The sequence below is a fragment of the Aliivibrio sifiae genome (assembly GCF_002954705.1).
GTDB classification, from domain to species: domain Bacteria; phylum Pseudomonadota; class Gammaproteobacteria; order Enterobacterales; family Vibrionaceae; genus Aliivibrio; species Aliivibrio sifiae_A.
The window spans coordinates 629,570-652,198 of sequence record NZ_MSCO01000002.1; the positions used below are offsets into that span (position 1 = coordinate 629,570).

The window sequence follows — 22,629 nt, forward strand, 5'->3', positions numbered from 1 at the left end:
TAGTTATAATTAACCATTTTTCATTTGCGATAAAACCAATTTTAAATCAAGATGTTACTTTAATTAGAAGCGAAGCTCTTCAACATTTATGATAATAGAATCAGTATCTCTTGAGGCTTAGGCTTATATTGTCTACAATAGCGCACTTTTTATTTTCCATAGGCAACAAACATGAACGATATTAAATCGCAACCAGCTTTACCTGATCACCTTTCTGGCAATCCTCGTAGCCCGCATCATGTAGCAGAATGTTTTGAGCATCACATTGGTATTCGTCTTAATGGTAAAGAGCGTACAGATGTTGAAGAATACTGCATCAGTGAAGGTTGGGTAAAAATTCCTTCACCAAAAGCACTAGATCGTCGTGGTCAGCCTCTGATGATCACACTAAAAGGCACGGTTGAAGCTTTTTATAAATAAGAATATTCGGTAAATGAAACTAGTGCATTATTGTGCAGTTAAATGAACCCTCTTAAAGGCCTAAAGAAATTTAGGCCTTTTTTATTGAAATAGCTTTTTGTTATTTATTGGCATCTAGTGTAATAAACATAAAAAAAGCGGCCTCATTAGAGACCGCCTTTGATATATTAACTAATATCCATTAACAGATTAGAAAATAAAGTGCGCCATACCAGTAATAACTGGTAACGTAATAAGAGTACGTAGAATGAAGATTGCGAATAACTCAAAAATGTTAACAGGGATTTTACTACCAAGCAGTAACGCACCTACTTCAGACATATAAATAAGTTGAGTTACAGACATTGCAGCAATAACAAAACGAGTCATTTCACTATCGATAGAAGCAGCAATGATTGATGGAATAAACATATCAGCAAAACCAACAACAATCGTTTGAGATGCTTCTACAGCATAAGGAACCCCAAGTAATTCCAAGAAAGGAATAAAAGGCTGGCCTAATACAGAAAATACAGACGTATATTCAGCAATAACTAAAGCGATAGTACCAAGCGCCATTACTACAGGTAATACGCCAAAAACCATATCTACTGCATTTTTAACACCTTCACTAAATACACTACGAATAGATGTTACTTTAGATGCTTTATTCATTGCCTGTTCAAGCCCCCAAGAGAAGGTAGTATAACCTTGAGGGATAACCTCAGCATCAGCGGCACGTTCAGTACCATCGATGAATAAGTTTTTCTTACGGCTAAGAGGTGGTAGGCGAGGAATGATGATTGCCGCAACAACACCAGCTAAACATACCGTCAGGTAGAATGGTAAGAAGTAGCTTTCTAATTCAACTTGAGCAATAACAACTAAGCTAAAAGTAATTGATACTGCAGAGAATGTCGTACCAACAACAGCCGCTTCACGTTGAGTGTAAAATTTCTCTTCATATTGCTTACTTGTCAGAAGAATACCAACAGAGCCATCACCTAACCAAGAAGCCATACAGTCAATAGCAGAACGACCAGGTAAATTGAAAACAGGGCGCATAACTTTACTTAAAAGAGCACCGAACAATTCCAATAAACCAAAATTAAGTAGTAAAGGAAGCAATAAGCCAGCAAAAATAAATACAGAGAAAAGAACAGGTAAAAGATCATTAAGAACTAAACCACCGGTGTTTGGCTCCCAAATTGCTTCAGGACCAACCTGAAAGAAAACCATTGCAGCAGCTGCGCCACCAATCAAGCGAACCACAAACCAAAGAGGGGTAGGGTTTAGTAAACCAAATAAAAAGGCGTTATTTGTGATAATGCTAGGTTTAACGATTTTAGCTAGAATGGTGATAACAGACATAAACATCACGATGCCTGTAACGATAGTAACTAAATAGTCCCCAAATAATACCTGAATCGATTTTGCCAATACAGCAACAGGTATTGTGATATCACCGTTATACGTGATTGGAGCCATAAACAGGAATAAACCTATTAATGACGGGATAAGAAACATTAGAAGATTCTTCTTCTTGCTCATTTGGGGTATCTCACTTGAATTTTGCATAAATCTCTCAAATTACTACTAGTTAATAAAAGCTAATCCTTAGCATTATTATTCACTAAACTTCCGTATTCATTCAGTAACATGAAGATTACACTGTTTTTTTTGAAAGTGGAATACTATTCATTAAAAAAAAGTATTTATTCACTTTTATGCAGTGTTAACTAGTGTTTCTTATCTTAAATGCAACCAAATTGTTTGTTATATGTTAAATATAAAGAATAAGATATAAAAAAGCCCCCGTAATCGGAGGCTTAAAATAATAGAAAATTACTTAAAGTCAGCTATTCGCATTCTATTCAAAGTTGCCATTACTTCAATCACGCGAGGTTTAGCTAAGTCACCATGTTTAGGCATTAATTCGTGCCAATTATCGTGAAGTTGTTGAGCAATAAACTCAACAGGATTTAATTCCCAGCCAGGTGTTTGAGATAATTGGAACCACATCCAACCAATGGCGTGAACTTGTGCAGATGATTGCAACTGAGACATTGCAGTAATATCAACTAACTCACGACCAAAGCGTAGTGTATTCTTGTTTCTTGCTTGAATACGGAATTTACCTTCTTGCAGGATAGCCTGAAGAGAAGATCGGTTTAGTTGACGAGTTTGAGTTGGAAGCAAATGCTCGGAACCTTCTCTTACACGTGTAGTTGGGTGAGAAACAACAACTTCTTTTGCTTTTTTAGTAACGTCTACTGCTTGATAGTCGTGCATTTGAATAACGGTGTCTGCCACATCAAGGTAATCACCAGACCCTCCCATAACAAGAATAGTAGACACGCCCATCTCGTCGCGCAGTTGACCAATGCGATCTACTAATGGTGTAATAGGCTCAGCGCCATTATTTACTAATGATTGCATACGTTCATCACGGATCATGAAGTTAGTCGCTGAGGTATCTTCATCAATCAACAATGTTTTTGCTTGCGCTTCTAATGATTCTTGAAGCCAAGCTGCTTGTGATGTAGAACCAGATGCATCTTGAGTTGAGAAGCACGTAGTATCTTTATCCATTGGTAGATGATTAATGTAGTTCGATAGATTTAAACTGTGAACACAGCGACCATCTTCAGCTTGGATCTTAGTTGTTGACTCTTCGGTTACGATATATTCACGACCATCACCAGGGATGTGATCGTAAATAGAACGCTCTAACGCATTCAATAACGTTGATTTACCATGGAAGCCACCACCAACAATTAGCGTGATCCCTTTAGGAATACCCATACCTTTAATTAGGCCGAGGTTTGGTGTCGATAATTCAACTTCAAGAGACGCTGGGCTTTGAAATACAATCGCTTCTTTCATTGGACGATCATTATTACCTGCAATACGAGGTAAAATACTGCCATTTGCAACGAAAGCCACTAAATTATGCTCAGCTAACTGACGACGCAGCGCAACTTGATCAACGATAACTTGGCAGTGCGCTTTTAGCTCTTCAATTGGTAATTCACGAGCTAATAAAGTACGACGAACGTATTTTGGCATATGGAATGTCAAAATATTAATCGCGCGTTTCGCTAAGATCTCACGACCATCAGCCGGTAGGTTCATGTTATAACGAAGTTCAATACCTTCTTCATCAAAAATAACTGAAGTATGGTCTAAAACAGTTTGTCCTGATAATGCAATAGAGAGCGTTGCGTCTTTTTCAAGTAGCGCACTAAAATGACGAGCTAGGAAATCACGAGCAGCACGTTGATAATCAAGAGAGGTCTCTTGTAGCCACTGAAGATGAGTTAGAGACCAAGCGCGTTTCGCTCGAAGACGAGAAGGCGGAGCGTATGGGTCAGATTGAACGTTATCAATATACAAAGTGAAGTCGGTAAAATCGTACTCACCTTTAATAGAGGTGTAGCTACGGTAATTTCTTTTTTCTAATTTTTTTAGTTTGGCTTCAAGCTGTTCCATTACATTCACATTATCAAATAAAGTTGCGAGGAGTATAACAAAAACACAGTCATAATAAGAACATCTTTCCTCTTGATGTGGAAAATAACTCTAAGACTATTGGCTAATTTACATATTTACGACTTTCAAGTCATAGTAGTGCTAATAATACGTAAAGGAGTACTGCTGTGAATGTTATTGTAACTATTTTGGAAAACCTCTTAATCGGGATAGGGATTATCAGTCTATTGTTTGCTATTACTCAATATGGAAGAAGAACCTCTGATTGGAGTGGTGCGTGTATCTTATTTGTTAAGCGAATAGAGTTATCAATCCAAGAGCATAAATGGTATCGCATTGGGGTTAGTTCGTTCTTTCTTGGTGTTGTGGTTCGAATTCTAAATTTAACCTTTTGGGGATAGATAGTTACTCACAGTTATCCACAATTTCTGTGGGTAACTATTTGAATAAAAGGTTAACGCATTGAATGTTAAGGCTATAAAGCGTGAGGCAAGCTTTTTTTTACTATATCCTATTATTTTTTTGTGACGCGAAGTAAAATAGCTAAGTCAATAAGAAAATAGCCTTGGATAGATAAAAATAAGATGGATAAAACGTACCCACGTAAGAAAATAGCTATAATTGGTGGTGGTATTGCTGGCTCTAGTATTGCTATGTATTTATCACAATATGACGTTGATATTGAGGTGTTCGAGCAGGGCACTAGTTTGGTCAACGGCCCACCTATTTGCCACCTTCATGCTGGAGGTAATCTATACAGAGAGATCTCCGATGAACAATGCATTGCTTTATTAACAGAGTCTATCGAAACTGTTCGTTATTTTCCTCATACCGTCAACATTCGTCCTACCGTTATTGCTGTCCCTAAAAATGATCCGGGGCAACCTGAAGAATTACTGCCAAGATTGAAGTTATTACAACAAACCTATGAACATTTAATCCAACAAAATGGCGCTAATGAAGTGTTTGGGCCGTCTGAAGAGTACTTTAAAACATACAATAAAGAGGATTTAGAGAAAATTGCACAACGTACACCGACGCCAACCCCTGAATCTCTTGATGATTGGTTAATTGCATTTGCAAATCAAGTCGATTTAAATGAATTAAAATACCCAATAGCACTAGTGCAAGAGTATGGTTTAAGTGTATTCCGTATGGCTGCAACCGCGCAACTGACGTTATCGAATCTAGATAATCTCACTTTACATTTCTCTTCAAGTGTAAACAAGCTTTCAAGAACTGAAAATAAAAAAGAGCAGTCAGTATGGAAACTCAGCTATTTATACTCAGAGCAACAATACGCTTGTGAATTTGATTATGTCATTAATAGCGCAGGTTTTAAAACAGGAATTATTGATGATTTAGCCAAAAAGCATAGGAAGAGACTCGTTGAATTTAAAGCCGCTTATGTGGCTCAATGGGATAAACTACAATTTGGTAAATGGCCTGAAATTATTTTCCATGGTGAGCGTGGAACACCACAAGGTATGGCGCAGTTTACCCCATATCCAAATGGTTATTTTCAACTGCATGGTATGACGGAAGAAATCACTTTATTTAAAGATGGTTTATCTGGATCTTGTGAGCTGTCAGCACAACCTAAGCTACCAGAAGCATTCAATAAAAAGCTGACTACGGGTTGGGATGTATTACTTCAAACAGAGAGAACCCAAAGGGCGATTAACCACCTTTCGCAATTTATGCCAGACTTTATTGAAGCAACGCCAGCTGGTAAGCCTTTATATGGTGCACAGCAGATCCCCGGTGGTGATGTCACATTACGAGCTGCAAATATCTCTTATACGGAAGATGGGTATTTCAGAGCGGAGATAGTTAAAGCTTCTTCAGCAATTGAATGTGCTAAAGAGATTAAGCGAGTGATTAAACTGACTAATAAGGTATCTATCATTCCTGAGTTTAAGTTACTGGATATTGAAAAAGAAGCTGAAAGGCTAGCGACAGAAAGAGGGTATCCAATAGAATTAGCTCAAGTCTATTAAATAAAAAGGATGTGACAAGAGCGTATAATGAATTATTTTATTTACACTTAAGGTATGTATAGATTTGGTTAATTACTGACTGAACCAAAATATATTATGGCATACGGTGTAAAAAGGCGGATAATTTTATTGAATTATCCGCCTTTTTTGTTGAAAATAGGGGCATAGCGACTTCTTCAGGATGATATGTGGAATTTTTACTGAAACGCCGTTGGCCTAGATTTGAATGTAAAAAATCGGTTAATGCGAAAATATTTTGGGCTCATCGTTTAATGCCATTTGTCAGTGTGAAATTGATGGATGTTTCAAAAAAAGGCTTTGGATTTACTAGTGAACGAAAATTACAAGAAGGGAGTTGTGAATTAAGAATACGCTCTTTTCCAAGTATGATTGGCGACATTGTTTACCGAAAAGAATGTAAAACAGAGCAAGGAGAAACGCATTATCAATATGGGTTTTATTTGAGTACTCAGTTACATAAAACCCAAATAGAAAATTTAGGCTGTAAAGGGGTCATTAATTTAGAGCATATTGTCAAGGAATCAGAGAAAGAACCTTTGGGATAATAGTAATATTAGGTTTGTTTAATATTGAAATAAAGCAAAGCAAAGAAAGTACTTAAGTAAGGCATGCTGTTGGTTCGACTCTAATGGGTGATATATAGAGTGATTAAGGCATGCTAGCTTAAACTTCTCCCCAAGTATGTTTGCAAAATTCTCTTCTGAAGATAAATTTTGAATCCCTTGCTCAGCATAAGGCTCATTAGCTAGTGGCAAGTGACCGCTCCACCAATGATATAGTGTTTTACTGCTGCGAGTTCTATCAAACCAGTGGTCACATAATATCGCTACGTAGTCTTCTTTTTTCAGATGGCTATCGTTAAGCAGTTTGTTAATCGCAAGCAATATTTGTGTTTTAGCTTCCGTTTTTGCATTTAGGAATAAGGGATAAACACACCATACTTTTTTAGTGTCGATTAATAGCGTGTAGATATAAAGGTGATGATCAATATCATGTAAAAAAAGCGAACAATTAACCTGTTTTCCTTCCTTCGTAGCTAAAGAGGTTAGTCGACGATGAAACGCAGAGCTTAAATGAGCAGGTGGCATTCCCCTGTTATGGATTGCTGGGTAATGATGTTTACACAGTGCTTTGTAATCATCACTGAACGCATCAAGAGAATGTATAAATAGAGACTCTATCAAGAAAAATTCCTTTTAAAAAAACAAGTGTGCCTGAATTCACTTGCTTTTCAATGATCAACAATAAGAATTAGCGATTTTCAAAGCGATTGTAATCTAGCAGTCCCGCTTCTATCGGGTAATGCTTTTTATACCACAGGATTAGTTCATCACTGTAAGCCCAAAATTTATCTGAGCTGCGTCTAATTGCAAAGTTATCGAGAAGTTTAACATAATCCTCCTCAGTACTAATGCGACTAAGTTCGCTAACAAAGCGAATTAATTGAGATTCTTTCAATTCTAGAAAGGCGGTAGGGTAACTACCAACGACACCATATAAAATAGAGAAGTGGTCAAGCTTAGGATCTCGATTTTTTTCTTCATTAAATAATGAGGAGATGTTTTTATGAGCACTGGTATTTAATAAAGTAAAAAATTCACTGCGTTCATCCGAATTAGCAATAATCTTTATTGTTATGATTTGCGGTAAATGCTGTAAGCCATTGCCTTTAATCTTATTTATTTTCTGTAACGTGTGTTGTGAAATACTCTCTAAGTTTGAGTTTGCTACGTTGTAACGTTTTGATGTGTTAGTACCAATATGTTTACGCAGTAAAGAGAACAGTTCAGCTTTAGGATTGTCCGTCACATATTGAATCTTTGTTGGCTGGTCAAAAGGTTGAACATCACGCTGCATATATTTACTTAGTTGTGGTGGTGGGTTTTGATACCAACTTTGCCACTCTTCTTGACGGATCTCTTTTGGTAATAAGGTTAAGAAATTACTTTCCCCCTCCATTCGTAAGAAGTCCATATACATACGTGTCATTAACTGGTGGCCAAAATTTCCATAAACATCAAATCCTGCGACTAACAAGTAATGAATGCGTTCTAATAAAGCATAATCAATGATCCACGCGGTTTTTGGTGTAGGGCCGTTTAACCCCTTAATAACAGAAGCACTATCAAAATGGCGATAAATAGTTAATGCAGCATTATCATTATTTTGACCACCTCTCCAAACAAGCTCTGGTGTTAAGTGTTGTCCATTATTGAATACTTGGTTTAAATAAGTATTTTTCGCTTCCAAATAACGTGCTTGATTACGTGAATATTGAATCCAACTAGTGATAGGAACCGTTGTACTGTCTAATTCAGCAGGAAGCGTTAAGTTATTTTTTTGTTCTTTATAAAATTTTTCGACTCCGGGGTTATCCGCTTTTTCAGGATCAACAAAGAATACCCAAAAGTGATCGTTAATGACATTTAAAGCTAACTGTCCGCGACAAACAGGGCCCTTAATGAATCCTTGAATAGTATCTTGTGCTTCATCTAGTAAATAGTGGTAACGAGAATTCACCGGTAAATCTACAAATGTGGTTAGTGGATTTGCTGCAATATCAGTAGAATAACTAGGAAGTTTAGTTACGGTGTAACTAGAGTCGATAAACCATTGTTGCCATTTCTCAAATCGAGATTGGTCAAGTAAATAGGGCATATGTGTTTTATCAACAGTAGTACTACGAACTGCCGTTATACGATAATAAACTCGTTCAACTTTCGGGTTATCGTAAGGTCGACGAGTTGCAATAAGAGAGATAGGCTCTCCTGGTGGAGTTGCAGAGCGTACCAACTTAAAAAAACGTAGCGTAGTAGGGTCTGTTGAAAAATACAGGTTATTTAAAAATAAATGCTCAAATAGATAACGACTTGTCAGTTGTTGCTTTAATGAATCGCCATTAAAGAAAGTTTCCCAACGTGTGATTTTTGTAATTTCATCTTCCGTTAAAGGGGCTATATTACTCATTTTTGCGCCTTGTTTAAGCCATAACATAAGTAAGTCGTGTTCTGGATTACTTAGCTCTGGCATTCCATAAGGCATTCCCCAGTTTGGGTACTGAAATTCATAATCTGCCATTTCCTCAATGGTTGGACACTGTTGCTCACGATCGATAGAGAAATCATAACCGCTTAATTGGACTTCATTTTCTAACGGATTATTTTGTTTTAGAGTTAACATGCGAGCCATAACACTGGCGTCAGTATTTGCGATTTCAGTTTGCTCACGTTCATTTAAAATAGAAGTAAATCCAATATCACGCCATTCTTGAGTTATCTGAGCATCTTCAAATAGACGCGTAGGGTTAGCTGCAACTAACCGTGTGCCTTGGTATATAGGTGATTTGTGAGCACCGCGATCTACTCCCTCAGCAGAAGACATTTTCAATTGGCAAGGTGCGTCATAGCAGGCATGACAAACTACACAACGTTTATCAATAAGAGGTTTAATGTCAGCTAAATAATTTAGGCTTTCAGGAGAATTATATTCATGCATTCTTTGTTGAACATTTTGTTCACCGAATAATTGATCATAATTATAACTTGCGTAGGTTGCACAACCCGAGAATATAACGACAAAGAAAATAATTAATGAGCGTTTAGAAAGCATAAGCACATCCATGAAATAAAGAGATAGTGTTATTGTAATAATAAATAAGGAAAAAAACAAAAAGCCCGCTTACCTACTGGTAAACGGGCTTGATTTTATTAAGAATTCATTAAGCAGTAGCAGGACTTAGCTGTTGTGCTTTTTCTTCAGAAATTGGTTTTGTAACGAGTGCTAAAACAATAGCAACACCAACCATTACAGCAGAGATAGTGTAAGCAAGTGCATAATCACCGCCTTGAGTCATTGAATAACCAACAACAGCAGCACCGATAGCACCACCGATCCCCCATGATGTATAAAGAACACCATAGTTTGTACCGTAGTTTTTCAGGCCGTAGAATTCAGCAGTTAGTGACGGGAATACAGCAAGAAGTGTACCGTAACCAACAGCTGCAACAGCAGTACCAACGATAAGCATTATTTCACTATCATACATGCTGAATAACGCCATATTTGCACCTTGTAGAACAAATGCGATAAGTAGTGTTTTAACACCACCAATTTTATCTGAAAGCATACCTGCAGCAACACGACCGCCTGAATTGAACACAGCAAGAAGAGACGCTAAGTAAACTGCATTTGGAAGGTTAGCTTGCATGCTTGCGATCGTTGTGATGTTACCAATGATCATAAGACCAGCTGAAGCAGCAAATGCATACATAATCCATAGAGAATAAAATTGAGGCGTTTTAAGCATTGCTTTCCAGTTTAAATCCATTGGTTTACGTGTAGCAACAGGCGCTTTTCCTGCTTTTACTTTTGGTTCTTCAGGTTGGTAGCCTTCAGGTGGATTATTAATTGTTGTCGCTAGTGGAACCGCAATAATAAGGATTGCTATACCAAGAACTAAAAAGCTAGTTTGGATGCCGTACATTGAAATAAGTGCAGAGGTTACAGGTGCTAAGTAAATAGCAGCAAGACCAAAACCTGCAGCGATTAAACCGTTAACCATACCTTTCTTCGAAGGGTGAAACCACTTCATAGCAGAAGGAGCAAGGCATGCGTAACCAAAACCAATACCAGCACCAGTCATTACACCAAATGTTAAGTTCAACATAAATACAGTGTCAGCAAAGCTTGATGCGATCATACCTAGGCCAACTAAAATTGTACCGAAGATAAGAATTAAACGTGGACCCATGCGATCTTGAAGAATACCTGCAACTAAAAGACAGATAGAAAAAGTGATTGTTGCAGTCGCATAAGGTTGAGACGCTTGTGAAGCGGTCCAACCCATATCAGTAACAAGAGCTTTGTTGAATACGCTCCATGCGTAAAGAATTCCCAAACATAGGTTAATACAGAAGCCTGCTAGCAGGATACGCATTGCTTTATCGATATTTTTCATCGCAATCTCAGTGAGTTGAAAGTTTATTACAAGTAAATGTATGTTTTTTATGGTTCTTTCTTAGAAATATGACGTTCGTCACGTAAATCTGCGCGGAGTTTATCAGTACTTCATAGGTATTGGAATAGTTTGTATGAAAATTGCACCACATTTTTTCAATCTAATATTGCAAATTTGACTGTGTCATCAAGTTGACGATCGGTGGCATTTTATTGTCATGGTTCTGTAAATTTCTGATCTTAAGACTTTTTTTATTATCATTTGCTTGCTAATATCCGCCGCGTAAAAACATTACTATAAATATGAGAAAAATATGAACATTAAAAAGATTAAAATAGCAGTAGCAGTGGCACTAGGCGTAACAACATTAACAGGCTGTATGGGTCAAATGGGTGTTTCTAAACTTGTTGCTTTTGGTAACCTTAAGGCAGTAGACAACCGTTATGCTCGTGAAGGTTTATACATCCTATTAGCACCTGTATACGGTGTTGCAGCATTTGCTGACCTTTTCATCTTTAACTCAATTGAATTCTGGACAGGCAAAAACATCATTACTGGCAAAGGTCCTGCAGTTGTTGATACAGATGTTGGCGGCGCGGTATTTAAAGTAAATGACAAAATTGATTCGTCGATGACTAAAGCTCCAGTTGTTCCACTTCAAGTGAACAACAATGTAAAAAGTACATCGGTTAAGCAAATCGACGAAAACACATTAGAAATGCACGTTGCGTTACTTGATGGCACACAACAAGTTTTACGTGGCGAGAAGACGGATGATAGCGTTGCTTTCTATTTAGATGGTAACTACATCACAACAGTACAAGTTGAAGAATTAGAAAATTACGTAGCAGCTTCTCAAGCTTAATTTCCTAAACTTTTCTTTACTAGTAAAAAGCACTCATTTTTGAGTAATGCCAGTCAGTTAAGCGAACATCAATAAAAACAAGGGCTTCAGACGAATTTATTACAATCATTCTGGAGCCCTTGTTGTATCTATCTTTCACTCTCTTAACGGGTACTTTGCCATATCTATTAGACATTGAATAAATAGTGCATAATTACTCAATAAAGTGACTAACTGATCGGCATTACTCATTTTTGAGTGCTTTTTTTGTATCCGCTCATAAAAAATACATTTTTTTTAAATTATTTTTTACCGAAAATTAAGTGTATTTAACAGAAAATTTACACTTTGCGTGCCAATTTTAAGACATTTATATTTAACATAGAGCTTATTATTTTTTAATGGCATAAAATGACTTTTTGGTAACATATATTTCACATGTAATATTTTTCCATATAGTTGAATTTAAAAAGAAAAGCGATAGAATATAGCGTAAACAAAGATTTCAAAATTGAAAGGATGCTCTAATTAATCTTCGAGGTGTATTATGAAATTATTCTTTATCTTCTTAGTGTCAACATTAGGTGGCGTTGCTGCTGCCGAGCATTTTCATTCTTTTATTTTAGGCTTAAGTATTGCGTCTTTAGCTGTTGGGTGTTGTCATTGGTTTGCGTTTAGAACGACACGATACCCACAAATGGCATTACTGCTTCTTATGCTAGGTTTATTTGCTAAGATCGCAGTAACAATTACTGGTGTTATTGTTAGTATGGAGGCGGATTTAATTACGTCACCGTTTATTTTTTCAGTGTCTTATTTGTTCTTCTCTATTGTCGCAACTTATCTTTGGTTTAGAATTAAAGATGCAAAAATATCAGCACCATTACTTAAAAAGCGTCAAGAGATAGCTTAAATTAAACCAAAAAATTCAAATGAAAAGAGGAGCTTTAGCTCCTTTTTTTCATTTTTGTATTATGCTATGCCGTATCTATGAATTAAATTTCTTGCTATAGTATTGATAGTTTTATTTCATAAGGGTTCCCAGATGGCCATTTCCATCTTAATTTGTGATGACTCAGCATTAGCACGCAAACAGCTTGCGCGAGTTATACCTTCATCATGGGGAGCTAAAATAGAGTTTGCTCACCATGGTTGGGATGCAATTGCCAAACTTGAAGCAGATGCGTTCGATCTTTTGCTTCTTGACTTAACGATGCCAGAGCTTGATGGTTATGGTACGTTAGAGCAAATCAATATTCGTAAGCTTAACACTCAAGTTGTTGTCGTCTCAGGTGATATTCAGCCAAAAGCACAATTACGAGTTTCTGAGCTTGGGGCAAAAGCCTTTATAAAAAAACCAGTAGATAAAGCGACACTAATATCAACATTAACTTCAATCGGAATCAATCCTGAACGTCAGTTAATGTATTCGTCACAAGCTGCAATGCCGATTCAATTACGCCGTAGAGATATATATTTAGAAGTGGCGAACGTTGCAATTGGTCGCGCAGCAGATTCTTTAGCTCGTCACTTCGATGTGTTTGTTCACATGCCTTTACCCAACGTTAATTTATTTGAAATGAGTGAATTACAAATGACATTACGTCATTTAGCCAGTAATGAAGACATGTCGGGTGTATGTCAAGGTTTCAGTGGTGAAGGTATCGCTGGCGAAGCGTTAGTGTTGTTAAGTGATTCAAGTGTGAGTGATCTTCTTAAACTAATGGATTACCCAGAATCAGGTGATACAAGTTTAGAATTAGAGTTATTAATGGATGTTTCTAACATCTTAGTTGGTGCATTCCTAAAAGGGATAGGCGAGCAAGCAGAAGTTCGTTTTTTTCAAAGTGCCCCTGTATTACTTGGCCAGCATATTTCCGTTGATAGCGTAGTTGAATCAACAAAAGGCTCATTTAATCGAATTATGGCATTTGAAGTTAGTTACAATATCGATGGAACTAACATTAAATGCGACATGTTACTGATGATAGTTGATGAATCTTTGCCTATCTTAGATAACAAACTTGCTTACTTATTGGATGATGAATAATGAATGGTATTCCTGCTGAGTTTGAGCAATTTCATTGGATGGTCGACATGGTGCAAAATGTTGATGTTGGCTTAATTGTAGTAGATAAAGAATTTAATATTCATCTTTGGAATGGGTTTATGACTCATCACAGTGCTAAACAAGCGCACGATGTTATGGGGACATCATTGTTTGATGTATTCCCTGAAATCAATGAAGATTGGTTTAAAGCGAAATCGAAACCTGTTTTTGAATTAGGTGCACGTAGTTTCGTTATTTGGCGACAAAGACCTTATCTATTTCGTTGTCGTAATGTAAGGCCGATTACTCAACAAAGTGAGTTCATGTACCAAAACGTCACGCTAAATCCAATGAGAAGTACAACAGGGGAAATAAAATCGATGTTTCTTGCTGTAGAAGATGTGACTTCTGAAGCGTTAGCTGAAAAAATGAATCAATAAAAAATGGAGGCTAATAAGCCTCCATTTTTATATCTTCAGTATTATTTATTTGCTTTTTTATCAGCTTCTGTAAGATCGCGGATCTTACGGCTAATGTCACGACGAGATTTTGAAATTTCAGCGCTTTTAATGATGTGGTCATCTACACGGTCTTCGTAATCAGCTTTCATGTTTTGTACAACAGCAATGATTTCGTCAGTAGACATAGTAGGGTGAATATAATCAAGCATGTTTTCTAGCAATGTTACACGCTTTTGGTTATCACGAATTTTCTTTTGGTTGTCTTGTAATTCACGTTTTAGTTTATTTTTACGACGAGCTTGGTTGATAATTTCAAAAACGTTGTTCATTTTAATTTCCTATAATATTTAATAGCTACTATCTTGATTAAATCATAAATGCAGTAATGAAAACAATAACAAGATCAATACAGTGCTAAAAAAATTGAATTAAGCCATTTATTAACTGGCTTTACTTTTTTGTTCATTTTCTTGATTGTTTGGAGAAAGTTTTGTTACTTTTTCAACATCAACAATCTCACGGTTTTCACCGATAAGCAATCCACCTTTTTCAATCGTTAACTGCTGAGTTTGCATTGTGCCTTTAAATTTTCCTTTAGGTTGGATATTTACTTCTCCCCCCTGACACGTACCTTCAACTAGCCCATTGATTAATACTAATCTTGCTTTGATATCACCTTGCACTCGACCTGTCGGAGTAATTATTACTTCTGCATCTGTAATGATATTTCCTTGAATGAGACCATCAACTTGAATGCTTTGCTCTGATTCGATATTGCCAATAGTACGACAACCTTTAGCGATAATGGATAAAGAGGCAGAGGTAGATCGACTACTAAAAAGGCCCATGAGTGTTTCTCCAATTGATATTAAACTAACGAAAGAATACTATCATGAATAGAACAGGGGATAGCTACTAATTACAGAGTTAACAGTAGTATTTGGTAACAGAGCTCACACTTTTTATCGTATGCATAATCGATTAAAGTAGAAGGAAGTAAAGAATGAGAATTATAAACCAAGCAGAAATTCGTGTTATTGGCTGTCTAATTGAAAAAGAGATCACAACACCAGAGCAATATCCATTAACACTTAATGCATTAACGACGGCATGTAATCAAAAGAGTAACCGTGACCCGGTAACATCTATGACGGATTCAGAGGTCCTTGATGCAGTTAATTTACTAATAAATGATCGACTTGTGACTGATGAAACTCGTGGTAATGCAAGAGTAGCTAAATATCAGCACCGTTTTTGTAATACTGAATTTGGCAGTCTTCAACTATCAAAACAAGAAATAGCTATTTTGTGCGTATTATTTTTGCGAGGTCCTCAAACTCCGGGCGAGCTACGCACTCGAACTCAACGTCTGTGTGATTTTGACAACGTTGCTCAAGTGGAAAGTGTATTAAATAGATTGTGTTCAGAAGAAGTATCACCAAAAGTCGTGAAACTTGAGAAAGAGCCAGGAAAACGAGAAGCAAGATACAGCCATTTGTTCTGTGGCGAAATAGAAGACAGTGTTGCTGTAAATCATACTCACACTCATTCAGAGCAAGTCAATAATGACAATGGACAAAGACTCGATGAGCTAGAACAAGAAGTGACTGCACTACGAGCTGAGGTCGCAGAACTAAAGCAATTAATCAACGATGTTTTAGCTTAGTTAAAGTGACTAAAACAAATACAGAGTGGAGTATCTATTTAGTTCGAACTCGACTGGATACTCTATATTGCGGTATTACTAATGACTTATCTCGTCGCTTTCTAATGCACCAAACAGGGAAAGGGGCGAAATATTTAAGAGGTAAAGGACCTTTAACGCTAGAGTGGTCGTATCAAGTCGATTCAAAATCACTCGCGCTACGATATGAATACCGTATAAAAAAAATGACCAAAGCCTCAAAAGAAGCATTGGTCAATAAAAGTGGAAGTCTTCCTGTTCTTAGCGACTAATCGTAAATCGTTGGAATAGGTAGACGCTTATGCTGAGACAGTTGATAGATTCTAATTAATCTTGCCTCTGCCTCGGCATCAATTTTTTTGCCTTCCAAAAAGTCATCAATTTGATCATAAGTGACACTTAGTGCATCTTCATCTGCTTTTTGTGGCGCTAATTCTTCTAAATCTGCTGTTGGTACTTTTTTTACTAATTGTTCCGGCGCGCCCAGTGCTGCGGCAACTTCTCTAACTTGACGTTTATTTAAGCCAAATAAAGGGGCTAAATCACACGCACCATCACCAAACTTAGTATAAAAGCCTGTAATGTTTTCAGCAGAGTGGTCGGTACCTAATACTAATCCACCAACATAACCAGCGACTTCATATTGTGCGATCATACGTGCTCTTGCTTTTACATTGCCTTTTACAAAGTCGACTTTAGATTTATCTGTAGGTAATAAACCGCTTAATTCAAGTCCAATATGATTTGCAGTATGTAAACCATCAACACCGTCTTTTATATTGATACTAATAGAATGGCTTGGTTTGATAAAAGAAAGAGCAAGTTGAGCTTCATCTTCATCTTGCTGTATTCCATAAGGCAAACGAACGGCGATAAATTGATAGCTTGATGATTGAGATTCTTCATTTAACTCATTCACAGCAATTTGCGCTAAACGGCCACACGTGGTTGAGTCAACACCACCACTGATCCCAAGGATCAACGATTTACAATGAGATTGAATAAGCTTAGATTTAATAAAATCGACACGTTGCTGTATTTCTTGAGTCGAGTCAATTGATACTTTTACTTTCATTTCTTCAACAATCTGCTGCTGCATTCTCATTCCTTTACTCTATTGAGACAGTTCACACTTAATTGGAATAATCATACTGAATTTAACCAATTAATGACAGTTTAATAGCGTTATGGGATGGTCATCGACAAAATTTTCACTTATGCTAATTAATAATATCGATAGTAAAGAGATGCATTAATGAAGATAGCTGTATTTGGTAGTGCTTTTAATCCTCCATCCCTTGGGCATAAAAGCGTAATCGAGCGATTAAGCCATTTTGATAAAGTATTATTAGTACCGAGTATTTCACATGCTTGGGGTAAAACGATGCTGTCTTATGAAACGCGAGTTGAAATGACCTCTGTTTTTGTTGATGAGCTGAATATGAGTAATGTAGAGTTATCAATTCTTGAAAAAGAGATCTACATTCCAGACCAAAGTGTGACTACGTTTTCTTTACTAAATAAGCTTCAAGAATTGCAGCATGATGCCGATATTACTTTTATCATCGGACCAGATAACTTACTGCAATTCGGTAAGTTTTATAAATCAGATGAAATTGTGCAACGCTGGAGCGTGATGGCTTGCCCTGAAACATTACCAGTAAGAAGTACAGATATTAGAACAGCAATACAACACGGTGAGTCAATTACTCACTTAACAACAAAGGGTGTAGAAAAATATATTTCTGCGCACCGCTTATACGAGTAGTTATTTATGAAAAGACAAGTCAGCTTATTAAGTTTGATGATTGCTATACCACTGCATGCGAGTGCAGAGGATAAAGCGACTTGTTTTCAAGAAAGTTATGACAGCTATTCTCGTCAAATTTATTCAAGTAATTCAAATTGTTTAATACCCTTATTTGAGGTTAATCAGTTCATTACTCAATTAACAGACATGACTCAGAAAATTGAAGATGATCTTTTTGAAGAAAGTTACTGGGATAAATGGGCTTACAGCACTGGTGATGACCCATTATTAACAGGGTATTTGAGTGATAGTGCAGTAGGGTTTGCGGTTTGGCAACCAGAAGAGTATTACGATAAAAAAATTGAAGAATTTAAATCTTACGGAGAATGGCTAGAAAGCTATGGTTTGCAATTAAGCTTAGCATTTGGCGGGGAAGATGAAGGTAAAACGCCTCGTTTCCGTATTGATTATCGCTGGCATGATAGTGCAGATGATCAAGTATTTATGCAATTTGAGATTCCATTCCAGTAATACAGTATTGTTCGTGAATAACTTACTTCGGTTTTCTACGAGCTTCTACGAACAATACTGTTTTTTGATTAAGCTAAAATTGAGCTAGCTTGCAAAAGAAAATCTATATTACCAGAGAAATATCGTGCAGCAATCATGTCATTTTTAGCACCTGATTTACGCATTTTGTCTGCTTCACGCACTTTTAACGTCATCATCATATCAGGAGATACCGAGTATCCACTGGTGGTTTTATTTTCTGTTAATGCTGATAAATAAGTATTAATGCTTTTTGACTCTTCCGATAAATCAGTATGTAGAGACGCTTCTAACAGCTCATCTTGCATAACAGACAATACACGTTGTTGAGCCTGCTCAGATATCGTTGGTGAGTGTAACTTATCTAAACCCGCAATAAGAAGAGGTGTCATCTCCACATAGCCACCTTGGTGAGGTAATGACTCACGGGTTCTAATTGAAAATTGAATACATGAAATTGTAGAATTAGGAACAACGGTCATTGCACTTAGTGCATCAAAAGGTAACCAAAACGATTCTCCAGGCATTACTAAATATTCCCATTTCCCTAGGCGAACTAGAACAGCTCCGGTCTGTACCGAAATCAATTCATAATGATTCTTTTTCTTACGAGCCGTATAAAGAAGATGTGAATGTGTCTCTGACTGAAACGTAATTGCGTTTTTCATAGTAACCTCTAAATTTGAGATCGTAACTTTACTGATTTTCATTCAAAAATCAATGGATTCTCAATGATAAGCACGATATTTAGCAAGCAATGGTACGACCTCTGTAATTGATCACGTACAAGAGGGATAAAATCAAGTAGAATACGGCCTTACTTCCTTTTTCGGTAACCAGAAGTCTAAAAATGACCACACAAGATATCTATCAAGAAATTCGCCCGTATAATGATGAAGAAGTTCCTGCTGCAATTGAGCGTTTAATTTCTGATGATGAATTCATTACCGCTATTCTGCATTATAAGTTTCCATCAGCGTCTAAGTTTCTATTTTGGCTTTTAGCACCGTTACTTCGTTATAAATTACGTGGTTCATTGTCAAAAATCACAACCGTTGAGGACGTTCAACTAAACGTAGCCTCTTATTTGAATAAGACCGTTAAAAAAACAACGAATGGAATTACTTACAGTGGGTTAGACTCGTTGGACTCAAATCAGGCTTACCTGTTTGTGTCTAACCATCGTGATATCGCAATGGACCCAGCTTTAATGAATTGGGTTTTATATAACAATAAGATGCAAACAGTAAGAATTGCAATTGGTGATAACTTACTGAAGAAATCATGCAGCACCGAACTAATGAAGTTAAACAAAAGCTTCATTGTAAAACGTTCTGCTAAAGCACCACGCCAAATGCTAAAAGCACTTGGATTGCTGTCTTCTTATATTAAGCATTCATTAGAGACAAATAATTCAATTTGGATAGCTCAAAAAGAAGGGCGAGCAAAAGATGGAAATGATTTCACTGATCCTGCTATTTTGAAAATGTTCCATGTCGAAGGTAGAAAACGTAAAGAAAATTTTTCTGATTACATGAACAGTCTAAAAATTGTTCCTGTATCTATCTCTTACGAAAATGATCCTTTAGATGTTCAAAAGGCCAAAGAATTAAATGCAGTAGCAACACTTGGCTCTTATGAAAAAGGGGAATTTGAAGATATAGATAGCATCATTAAAGGGATCATTGGACATAAAAAGCGAATTCATATTCACTTTGGTGACGTTGTCACATCGTCGCCAGAGTCTGCTGATGAACTAGCAGAGGTGATGGATAAACAAATTAATCAGAATTATCGTTTATTCCCAATCAATTATGCTGCTGCAAATATTGAGTCGGACGAAGTAACAGCTGAAGTTAAACGTGAGCTAGAAGAGAAATTGGCACAACTATCTTTAGAAGAACAACCATTCTTACGTGCGCTTTATGCTAACCCAGTAAAAAACGCATAGTAATAACGGCAACAAAAGAACAGAATTAAAGAAATAGCTTTTTATCCCAGTGAGGAGGATTACCTACTTGTTGGGATAAAAAGTCAATAAAGGTACGAACTTTAGGGGGCAAATGCTGGCGCCTAGGGTAGACCGCATAAATTGGTAACACCATGTCCGCTTTCCATTCCGTTAATAGACGAACTAAGCTTCCGTTTTCAAATTCATCTTCTAATAAATAACTCGCTAAATACGAAACTCCAGCACCGGCTTTTGTAGCATCTAAAATGGCTGAGGCGTTATCTATTTTAAAAATGCTTTGGATCTTAACCACTTGATGAACACCATCTCGAGTAAATTCCCACTCATTAAATTTACGTTCATTACTTTGGTAAGCGATGCATTTATGTTGTGCTAAATCAGCGGGGCGAGAAGGTAGGCCATGTTGTTCAATGTAACTAGGAGACGCCGCCACAATGAAGCGACAATCAGCAATTTTACGTGCCACCATGCCTTCTGGAATATTATCGTGAATGGCTATCCAACAATCTAATCCATCTTCGAGTAATTTGGGCTTGTGATCAAAAAGACTCACTTCTAATTCTACTTCTGGAAATTGTGCCTGAAAATCAGCTAACGCATGAATAATATGACGATTACCAAAAGATTGTGCGATACCGACTTTAAATACTCCAGAGATGCGACCATGATGAGCATCAAGCAACGCATCGGCTTCATAAGCGGTATCAATGAGTTTTTGACTGTATTCAGCGTATTGTTGGCCTAACTCTGTAATAGAGACCGAGCGATTATTACGTTGAACGAGTTGGCAATCTAGACGGGTTTCTAATGCTTTGATCTGTTTAGATACGTGAGATTTTGATATCCCTAATTTCTCAGCAGCGCGAGTAAAATTTAGCTCATTAGCTACCGTTGCAAAGATCACCATTTGATGTAGATTGTCTAACATTATCGCGCCTAAAGAAAAATGATTACTCTATTGTAATACTACTTAAAAATATAACCATCTACTTTTATTGATTCAGGAAAATCAGTAATTTGCTGGCCACCAAGGTAGATATTCCCTTTTACGATTAGATCGTCAGGCAGGGCAGTAACTTTCGAATATCCAAGATATAAATTCCCTTTCACTGTTAGTTGCTTTGGTAATAGAGCAAGAGGTGTTCTAATCACGCTTAAATCCCCATTAACGGTTAAGCGTGGTGGCAATTCCGTAAGTCCAGAACCTGCAAAGTTAATAAATCCAGCGACTTTAATACCACGAGTATAGCGCTTAAGCTGAGTTGTACCTGCCAGATTTAGATAACCTTTGACTTGAGTTCCACGAGGGACTGTTTTAATCGTGGTATTTGCTAGATTAAGGTTACCATCAATAATAAGGCCTTTAGGTAATTTAATGATCTTACTATTGGCTAGATTTACGTTACCTTTTAACTCTAGACCGTCTGGTAGCTCTGTATAATTTGTATTTCTTAAGCTTATATTTCCATAGCTATCAATATGATTAATAAGGCGATGTTTATTAAGCATTTCAGCCATTGACAGTGGAGAGATAACTATGGACATCAAGAAGATAATGAGAGCAGTATTTAATTTAGGCATATAAAGGCAACTTAGTATTAATGGCTTACTTTGTTATCGGCTAAAACTTAAATAAGTTTAATTTCAGTTCAGTGATATGAGTCCTATTTTTACATTTTTTTTATGAAAACACATTTGATATAGTGAAATTCGGTATTTAATACCGCCGCGATAAATAAAGTCGCAAGTAATTCAACTTTTAAAGGTTAAGGAGACGTAATGTCTAAAGCAACTGGTACTGTAAAATGGTTTAACGAAGAGAAAGGTTTTGGTTTTATCGCTCAAGAGAATGGACCAGATGTGTTTGCACATTTTAGCGCGATCCAATCAGAAGGTTTCAAAACGTTGAAAGAAGGCCAAGCAGTAACTTTTGATGTTGAACAAGGTCCAAAAGGCCCTCAAGCAAGCAATATCCACGCTGCTTAATCGGCATAACAAATTAATAAAAAGGCTTTCGTAATCGAAAGCCTTTTTTCTAACTTAAGATGTTAACAACCTCTCTTATCGAGTAAGAGAGCGTGTTTTCAATTCATAAATTAATTTTTCAGCACTGCAAGAAAACTTCAAGCGAGCGTGTAGCTCTTTTTCATCTTCAGATAGTTTAATACTGTGTTCAACTTCGTCACATACTTCTTTTGCAAGAGATAAGTAATTTGCGAGTTCGGTTTCTAATTGTGCTTTGTTCTCTGCAAAGATGCTTACTTCAGCAACATCATCGCCTTCTTTAATAACAAAACCCATTTCTGCGCTACAACCACAAGCATCACATGGTACGTTTTGCTCAACTTCAGAAGTCATTCTTATATCCTCAATAGTTACAATGTCTTTATATTATGCTTCTTTGTATCAGAAAACTATCATTTAAAGTAATATTATGATCAAATACCATC

The 22,629-nt window shown here is 36.8% G+C and carries 26 protein-coding genes; 14 read left to right on the forward strand and 12 right to left on the reverse strand.

What is annotated here, in order from left to right:
• Nucleotides 1-171 precede the first annotated feature (171 nt).
• Nucleotides 172-420 (forward strand): DUF3297 family protein, encoded by a 249-nt coding sequence (locus tag BTO22_RS13865; RefSeq protein ID WP_105055996.1) that lies wholly within the window; start codon nt 172-174, stop codon nt 418-420.
• Between the two features lie 189 nt (nt 421-609).
• On the opposite strand, the gene BTO22_RS13870 is transcribed toward BTO22_RS13865, so the two are convergent.
• Both BTO22_RS13870 and BTO22_RS13875 read right to left on the reverse strand, forming a co-directional pair.
• The gene (locus tag BTO22_RS13870) at nt 610-1,977 is read right to left on the reverse strand and encodes a YjiH family protein (protein ID WP_181044656.1); all 1,368 of its coding nucleotides are present in this window, start codon (nt 1,975-1,977) and stop codon (nt 610-612) included.
• Between the two features lie 267 nt (nt 1,978-2,244).
• Nucleotides 2,245-3,891 carry an ABC-ATPase domain-containing protein gene (locus tag BTO22_RS13875; RefSeq protein ID WP_105055997.1) on the reverse strand — a complete coding sequence of 549 codons (1,647 nt, stop codon included), beginning with the start codon at nt 3,889-3,891 and terminating at the stop codon, nt 2,245-2,247.
• Nucleotides 3,892-4,058: 167 nt separating this feature from the next.
• Between BTO22_RS13875 and BTO22_RS13880 the strand changes: the two genes are divergently transcribed.
• The 3 genes from BTO22_RS13880 to BTO22_RS13890 all read left to right on the forward strand — a co-directional run bounded on the left by BTO22_RS13880 (nt 4,059) and on the right by BTO22_RS13890 (nt 6,457).
• Complete coding sequence (locus tag BTO22_RS13880) at nt 4,059-4,292, forward strand: hypothetical protein (protein ID WP_105055998.1); 234 nt, start codon at nt 4,059-4,061, stop codon at nt 4,290-4,292.
• 183 nt (nt 4,293-4,475) lie between these two features.
• Nucleotides 4,476-5,891 carry an FAD-dependent oxidoreductase gene (locus BTO22_RS13885; RefSeq protein WP_105055999.1) on the forward strand — a complete coding sequence of 472 codons (1,416 nt, stop codon included), beginning with the start codon at nt 4,476-4,478 and terminating at the stop codon, nt 5,889-5,891.
• A 188-nt stretch (nt 5,892-6,079) separates the two neighbouring features.
• On the forward strand, nt 6,080-6,457 hold the full coding sequence (locus BTO22_RS13890; RefSeq protein ID WP_060993724.1) for a hypothetical protein: 378 nt from the start codon (nt 6,080-6,082) through the stop codon (nt 6,455-6,457).
• Between the two features lie 18 nt (nt 6,458-6,475).
• On the opposite strand, the gene BTO22_RS13895 is transcribed toward BTO22_RS13890, so the two are convergent.
• The 3 genes from BTO22_RS13895 to BTO22_RS13905 all read right to left on the reverse strand — a co-directional run bounded on the left by BTO22_RS13895 (nt 6,476) and on the right by BTO22_RS13905 (nt 10,869).
• Nucleotides 6,476-7,096 (reverse strand): hypothetical protein, encoded by a 621-nt coding sequence (locus tag BTO22_RS13895; RefSeq protein ID WP_258132596.1) that lies wholly within the window; start codon nt 7,094-7,096, stop codon nt 6,476-6,478.
• A gap of 67 nt (nt 7,097-7,163) precedes the next feature.
• Nucleotides 7,164-9,521, reverse strand: a complete 2,358-nt coding sequence (locus tag BTO22_RS13900) for a fatty acid cis/trans isomerase (RefSeq protein WP_105056000.1) — start codon at nt 9,519-9,521, stop codon at nt 7,164-7,166.
• A 109-nt stretch (nt 9,522-9,630) separates the two neighbouring features.
• Complete coding sequence (locus BTO22_RS13905) at nt 9,631-10,869, reverse strand: L-lactate MFS transporter (protein WP_105056001.1); 1,239 nt, start codon at nt 10,867-10,869, stop codon at nt 9,631-9,633.
• A gap of 313 nt (nt 10,870-11,182) precedes the next feature.
• On the opposite strand from BTO22_RS13905, the gene BTO22_RS13910 reads away from it, so the two are divergent.
• The 4 genes from BTO22_RS13910 to BTO22_RS13925 all read left to right on the forward strand — a co-directional run bounded on the left by BTO22_RS13910 (nt 11,183) and on the right by BTO22_RS13925 (nt 14,203).
• Nucleotides 11,183-11,734, forward strand: coding sequence for a DUF3332 domain-containing protein (locus BTO22_RS13910; RefSeq protein ID WP_105056002.1), 552 nt, complete (start codon nt 11,183-11,185; stop codon nt 11,732-11,734).
• Nucleotides 11,735-12,260: 526 nt separating this feature from the next.
• On the forward strand, nt 12,261-12,626 hold the full coding sequence (locus tag BTO22_RS13915) for an NADH:ubiquinone oxidoreductase (RefSeq protein WP_105056003.1): 366 nt from the start codon (nt 12,261-12,263) through the stop codon (nt 12,624-12,626).
• A gap of 132 nt (nt 12,627-12,758) precedes the next feature.
• A complete protein-coding gene (locus tag BTO22_RS13920) occupies nt 12,759-13,763 on the forward strand; it encodes a response regulator (protein WP_105056004.1) in 1,005 nt (334 codons plus the stop codon).
• Entirely contained in the window at nt 13,763-14,203 is a 441-nt protein-coding gene (locus BTO22_RS13925) for a PAS domain-containing protein (protein ID WP_105056005.1), read from the forward strand. The genes BTO22_RS13920 and BTO22_RS13925 overlap by 1 nt, the downstream gene beginning before the upstream one ends.
• A gap of 41 nt (nt 14,204-14,244) precedes the next feature.
• Here the strand turns inward: BTO22_RS13925 and BTO22_RS13930 are convergent, their stop codons facing one another.
• Nucleotides 14,245-14,553 (reverse strand): DUF496 family protein, encoded by a 309-nt coding sequence (locus tag BTO22_RS13930; protein ID WP_060993732.1) that lies wholly within the window; start codon nt 14,551-14,553, stop codon nt 14,245-14,247.
• Nucleotides 14,554-14,664: 111 nt separating this feature from the next.
• Nucleotides 14,665-15,072, reverse strand: coding sequence for a bactofilin family protein (locus BTO22_RS13935; protein WP_105056006.1), 408 nt, complete (start codon nt 15,070-15,072; stop codon nt 14,665-14,667).
• A gap of 155 nt (nt 15,073-15,227) precedes the next feature.
• Here BTO22_RS13935 and BTO22_RS13940 point away from each other — a divergent pair, with 155 nt between their 5' ends.
• Both BTO22_RS13940 and BTO22_RS13945 read left to right on the forward strand, forming a co-directional pair.
• Nucleotides 15,228-15,890: a YceH family protein gene (locus tag BTO22_RS13940; protein WP_105056007.1), complete on the forward strand. Its 663-nt coding sequence runs from the start codon at nt 15,228-15,230 to the stop codon at nt 15,888-15,890.
• A 5-nt stretch (nt 15,891-15,895) separates the two neighbouring features.
• Nucleotides 15,896-16,180, forward strand: a complete 285-nt coding sequence (locus BTO22_RS13945; protein ID WP_105056008.1) for a GIY-YIG nuclease family protein — start codon at nt 15,896-15,898, stop codon at nt 16,178-16,180.
• Here the strand turns inward: BTO22_RS13945 and nadE are convergent.
• Nucleotides 16,177-17,007 carry an ammonia-dependent NAD(+) synthetase gene (gene nadE, locus BTO22_RS13950; RefSeq protein WP_105056009.1) on the reverse strand — a complete coding sequence of 277 codons (831 nt, stop codon included), beginning with the start codon at nt 17,005-17,007 and terminating at the stop codon, nt 16,177-16,179. The genes BTO22_RS13945 and nadE overlap by 4 nt on opposite strands.
• 156 nt (nt 17,008-17,163) lie before the next feature.
• On the opposite strand from nadE, the gene BTO22_RS13955 reads away from it, so the two are divergent.
• Both BTO22_RS13955 and BTO22_RS13960 read left to right on the forward strand, forming a co-directional pair.
• Complete coding sequence (locus BTO22_RS13955; RefSeq protein WP_105056010.1) at nt 17,164-17,676, forward strand: nicotinate-nicotinamide nucleotide adenylyltransferase; 513 nt, start codon at nt 17,164-17,166, stop codon at nt 17,674-17,676.
• Nucleotides 17,677-17,682: 6 nt separating this feature from the next.
• Complete coding sequence (locus BTO22_RS13960) at nt 17,683-18,189, forward strand: hypothetical protein (RefSeq protein WP_105056011.1); 507 nt, start codon at nt 17,683-17,685, stop codon at nt 18,187-18,189.
• 68 nt (nt 18,190-18,257) lie between these two features.
• Here BTO22_RS13960 and BTO22_RS13965 read toward each other — a convergent pair whose 3' ends face one another.
• Nucleotides 18,258-18,875, reverse strand: a complete 618-nt coding sequence (locus BTO22_RS13965) for an AraC family ligand binding domain-containing protein (RefSeq protein ID WP_258132597.1) — start codon at nt 18,873-18,875, stop codon at nt 18,258-18,260.
• Nucleotides 18,876-19,057: 182 nt separating this feature from the next.
• Here BTO22_RS13965 and BTO22_RS13970 point away from each other — a divergent pair, with 182 nt between their 5' ends.
• Complete coding sequence (locus BTO22_RS13970; protein ID WP_105056013.1) at nt 19,058-20,158, forward strand: 1-acyl-sn-glycerol-3-phosphate acyltransferase; 1,101 nt, start codon at nt 19,058-19,060, stop codon at nt 20,156-20,158.
• Nucleotides 20,159-20,183: 25 nt separating this feature from the next.
• Here the strand turns inward: BTO22_RS13970 and BTO22_RS13975 are convergent, their stop codons facing one another.
• Together BTO22_RS13975 and BTO22_RS13980 are read right to left on the reverse strand one after the other, a co-directional pair.
• Nucleotides 20,184-21,107 carry a LysR family transcriptional regulator gene (locus BTO22_RS13975; protein WP_060993741.1) on the reverse strand — a complete coding sequence of 308 codons (924 nt, stop codon included), beginning with the start codon at nt 21,105-21,107 and terminating at the stop codon, nt 20,184-20,186.
• Between the two features lie 38 nt (nt 21,108-21,145).
• Nucleotides 21,146-21,760 carry a hypothetical protein gene (locus BTO22_RS13980; RefSeq protein ID WP_061005310.1) on the reverse strand — a complete coding sequence of 205 codons (615 nt, stop codon included), beginning with the start codon at nt 21,758-21,760 and terminating at the stop codon, nt 21,146-21,148.
• A gap of 198 nt (nt 21,761-21,958) precedes the next feature.
• Here BTO22_RS13980 and cspE point away from each other — a divergent pair, with 198 nt between their 5' ends.
• A complete protein-coding gene (cspE, locus tag BTO22_RS13985) occupies nt 21,959-22,165 on the forward strand; it encodes a transcription antiterminator/RNA stability regulator CspE (RefSeq protein ID WP_061005313.1) in 207 nt (68 codons plus the stop codon).
• Nucleotides 22,166-22,240: 75 nt separating this feature from the next.
• On the opposite strand, the gene BTO22_RS13990 is transcribed toward cspE, so the two are convergent.
• On the reverse strand, nt 22,241-22,537 hold the full coding sequence (locus tag BTO22_RS13990; protein WP_061005315.1) for a YfcZ/YiiS family protein: 297 nt from the start codon (nt 22,535-22,537) through the stop codon (nt 22,241-22,243).
• Nucleotides 22,538-22,629 lie beyond the last annotated feature (92 nt).

Excerpts from the sequence above, each read along its gene's own strand:
- BTO22_RS13865 (WP_105055996.1), top strand. The coding sequence starts at position 172 with ATGAACGATATTAAATCGCAACCAGCTTTACCTGATCACCTTTCTGGC.
- BTO22_RS13870 (WP_181044656.1), bottom strand. The coding sequence starts at position 1,977 with ATGCAAAATTCAAGTGAGATACCCCAAATGAGCAAGAAGAAGAATCTT.
- BTO22_RS13875 (WP_105055997.1), bottom strand. The coding sequence starts at position 3,891 with ATGGAACAGCTTGAAGCCAAACTAAAAAAATTAGAAAAAAGAAATTAC.
- BTO22_RS13885 (WP_105055999.1), top strand. The coding sequence starts at position 4,476 with ATGGATAAAACGTACCCACGTAAGAAAATAGCTATAATTGGTGGTGGT.
- BTO22_RS13900 (WP_105056000.1), bottom strand. The coding sequence starts at position 9,521 with ATGCTTTCTAAACGCTCATTAATTATTTTCTTTGTCGTTATATTCTCG.
- BTO22_RS13905 (WP_105056001.1), bottom strand. The coding sequence starts at position 10,869 with ATGAAAAATATCGATAAAGCAATGCGTATCCTGCTAGCAGGCTTCTGT.
- BTO22_RS13910 (WP_105056002.1), top strand. The coding sequence starts at position 11,183 with ATGAACATTAAAAAGATTAAAATAGCAGTAGCAGTGGCACTAGGCGTA.
- BTO22_RS13915 (WP_105056003.1), top strand. The coding sequence starts at position 12,261 with ATGAAATTATTCTTTATCTTCTTAGTGTCAACATTAGGTGGCGTTGCT.
- BTO22_RS13920 (WP_105056004.1), top strand. The coding sequence starts at position 12,759 with ATGGCCATTTCCATCTTAATTTGTGATGACTCAGCATTAGCACGCAAA.
- BTO22_RS13925 (WP_105056005.1), top strand. The coding sequence starts at position 13,763 with ATGAATGGTATTCCTGCTGAGTTTGAGCAATTTCATTGGATGGTCGAC.
- BTO22_RS13930 (WP_060993732.1), bottom strand. The coding sequence starts at position 14,553 with ATGAACAACGTTTTTGAAATTATCAACCAAGCTCGTCGTAAAAATAAA.
- BTO22_RS13935 (WP_105056006.1), bottom strand. The coding sequence starts at position 15,072 with ATGGGCCTTTTTAGTAGTCGATCTACCTCTGCCTCTTTATCCATTATC.
- BTO22_RS13940 (WP_105056007.1), top strand. The coding sequence starts at position 15,228 with ATGAGAATTATAAACCAAGCAGAAATTCGTGTTATTGGCTGTCTAATT.
- nadE (WP_105056009.1), bottom strand. The coding sequence starts at position 17,007 with ATGCAGCAGCAGATTGTTGAAGAAATGAAAGTAAAAGTATCAATTGAC.
- BTO22_RS13955 (WP_105056010.1), top strand. The coding sequence starts at position 17,164 with ATGAAGATAGCTGTATTTGGTAGTGCTTTTAATCCTCCATCCCTTGGG.
- BTO22_RS13960 (WP_105056011.1), top strand. The coding sequence starts at position 17,683 with ATGAAAAGACAAGTCAGCTTATTAAGTTTGATGATTGCTATACCACTG.
- BTO22_RS13965 (WP_258132597.1), bottom strand. The coding sequence starts at position 18,875 with ATGAAAAACGCAATTACGTTTCAGTCAGAGACACATTCACATCTTCTT.
- BTO22_RS13970 (WP_105056013.1), top strand. The coding sequence starts at position 19,058 with ATGACCACACAAGATATCTATCAAGAAATTCGCCCGTATAATGATGAA.
- BTO22_RS13975 (WP_060993741.1), bottom strand. The coding sequence starts at position 21,107 with ATGTTAGACAATCTACATCAAATGGTGATCTTTGCAACGGTAGCTAAT.
- BTO22_RS13980 (WP_061005310.1), bottom strand. The coding sequence starts at position 21,760 with ATGCCTAAATTAAATACTGCTCTCATTATCTTCTTGATGTCCATAGTT.
- cspE (WP_061005313.1), top strand. The coding sequence starts at position 21,959 with ATGTCTAAAGCAACTGGTACTGTAAAATGGTTTAACGAAGAGAAAGGT.
- BTO22_RS13990 (WP_061005315.1), bottom strand. The coding sequence starts at position 22,537 with ATGACTTCTGAAGTTGAGCAAAACGTACCATGTGATGCTTGTGGTTGT.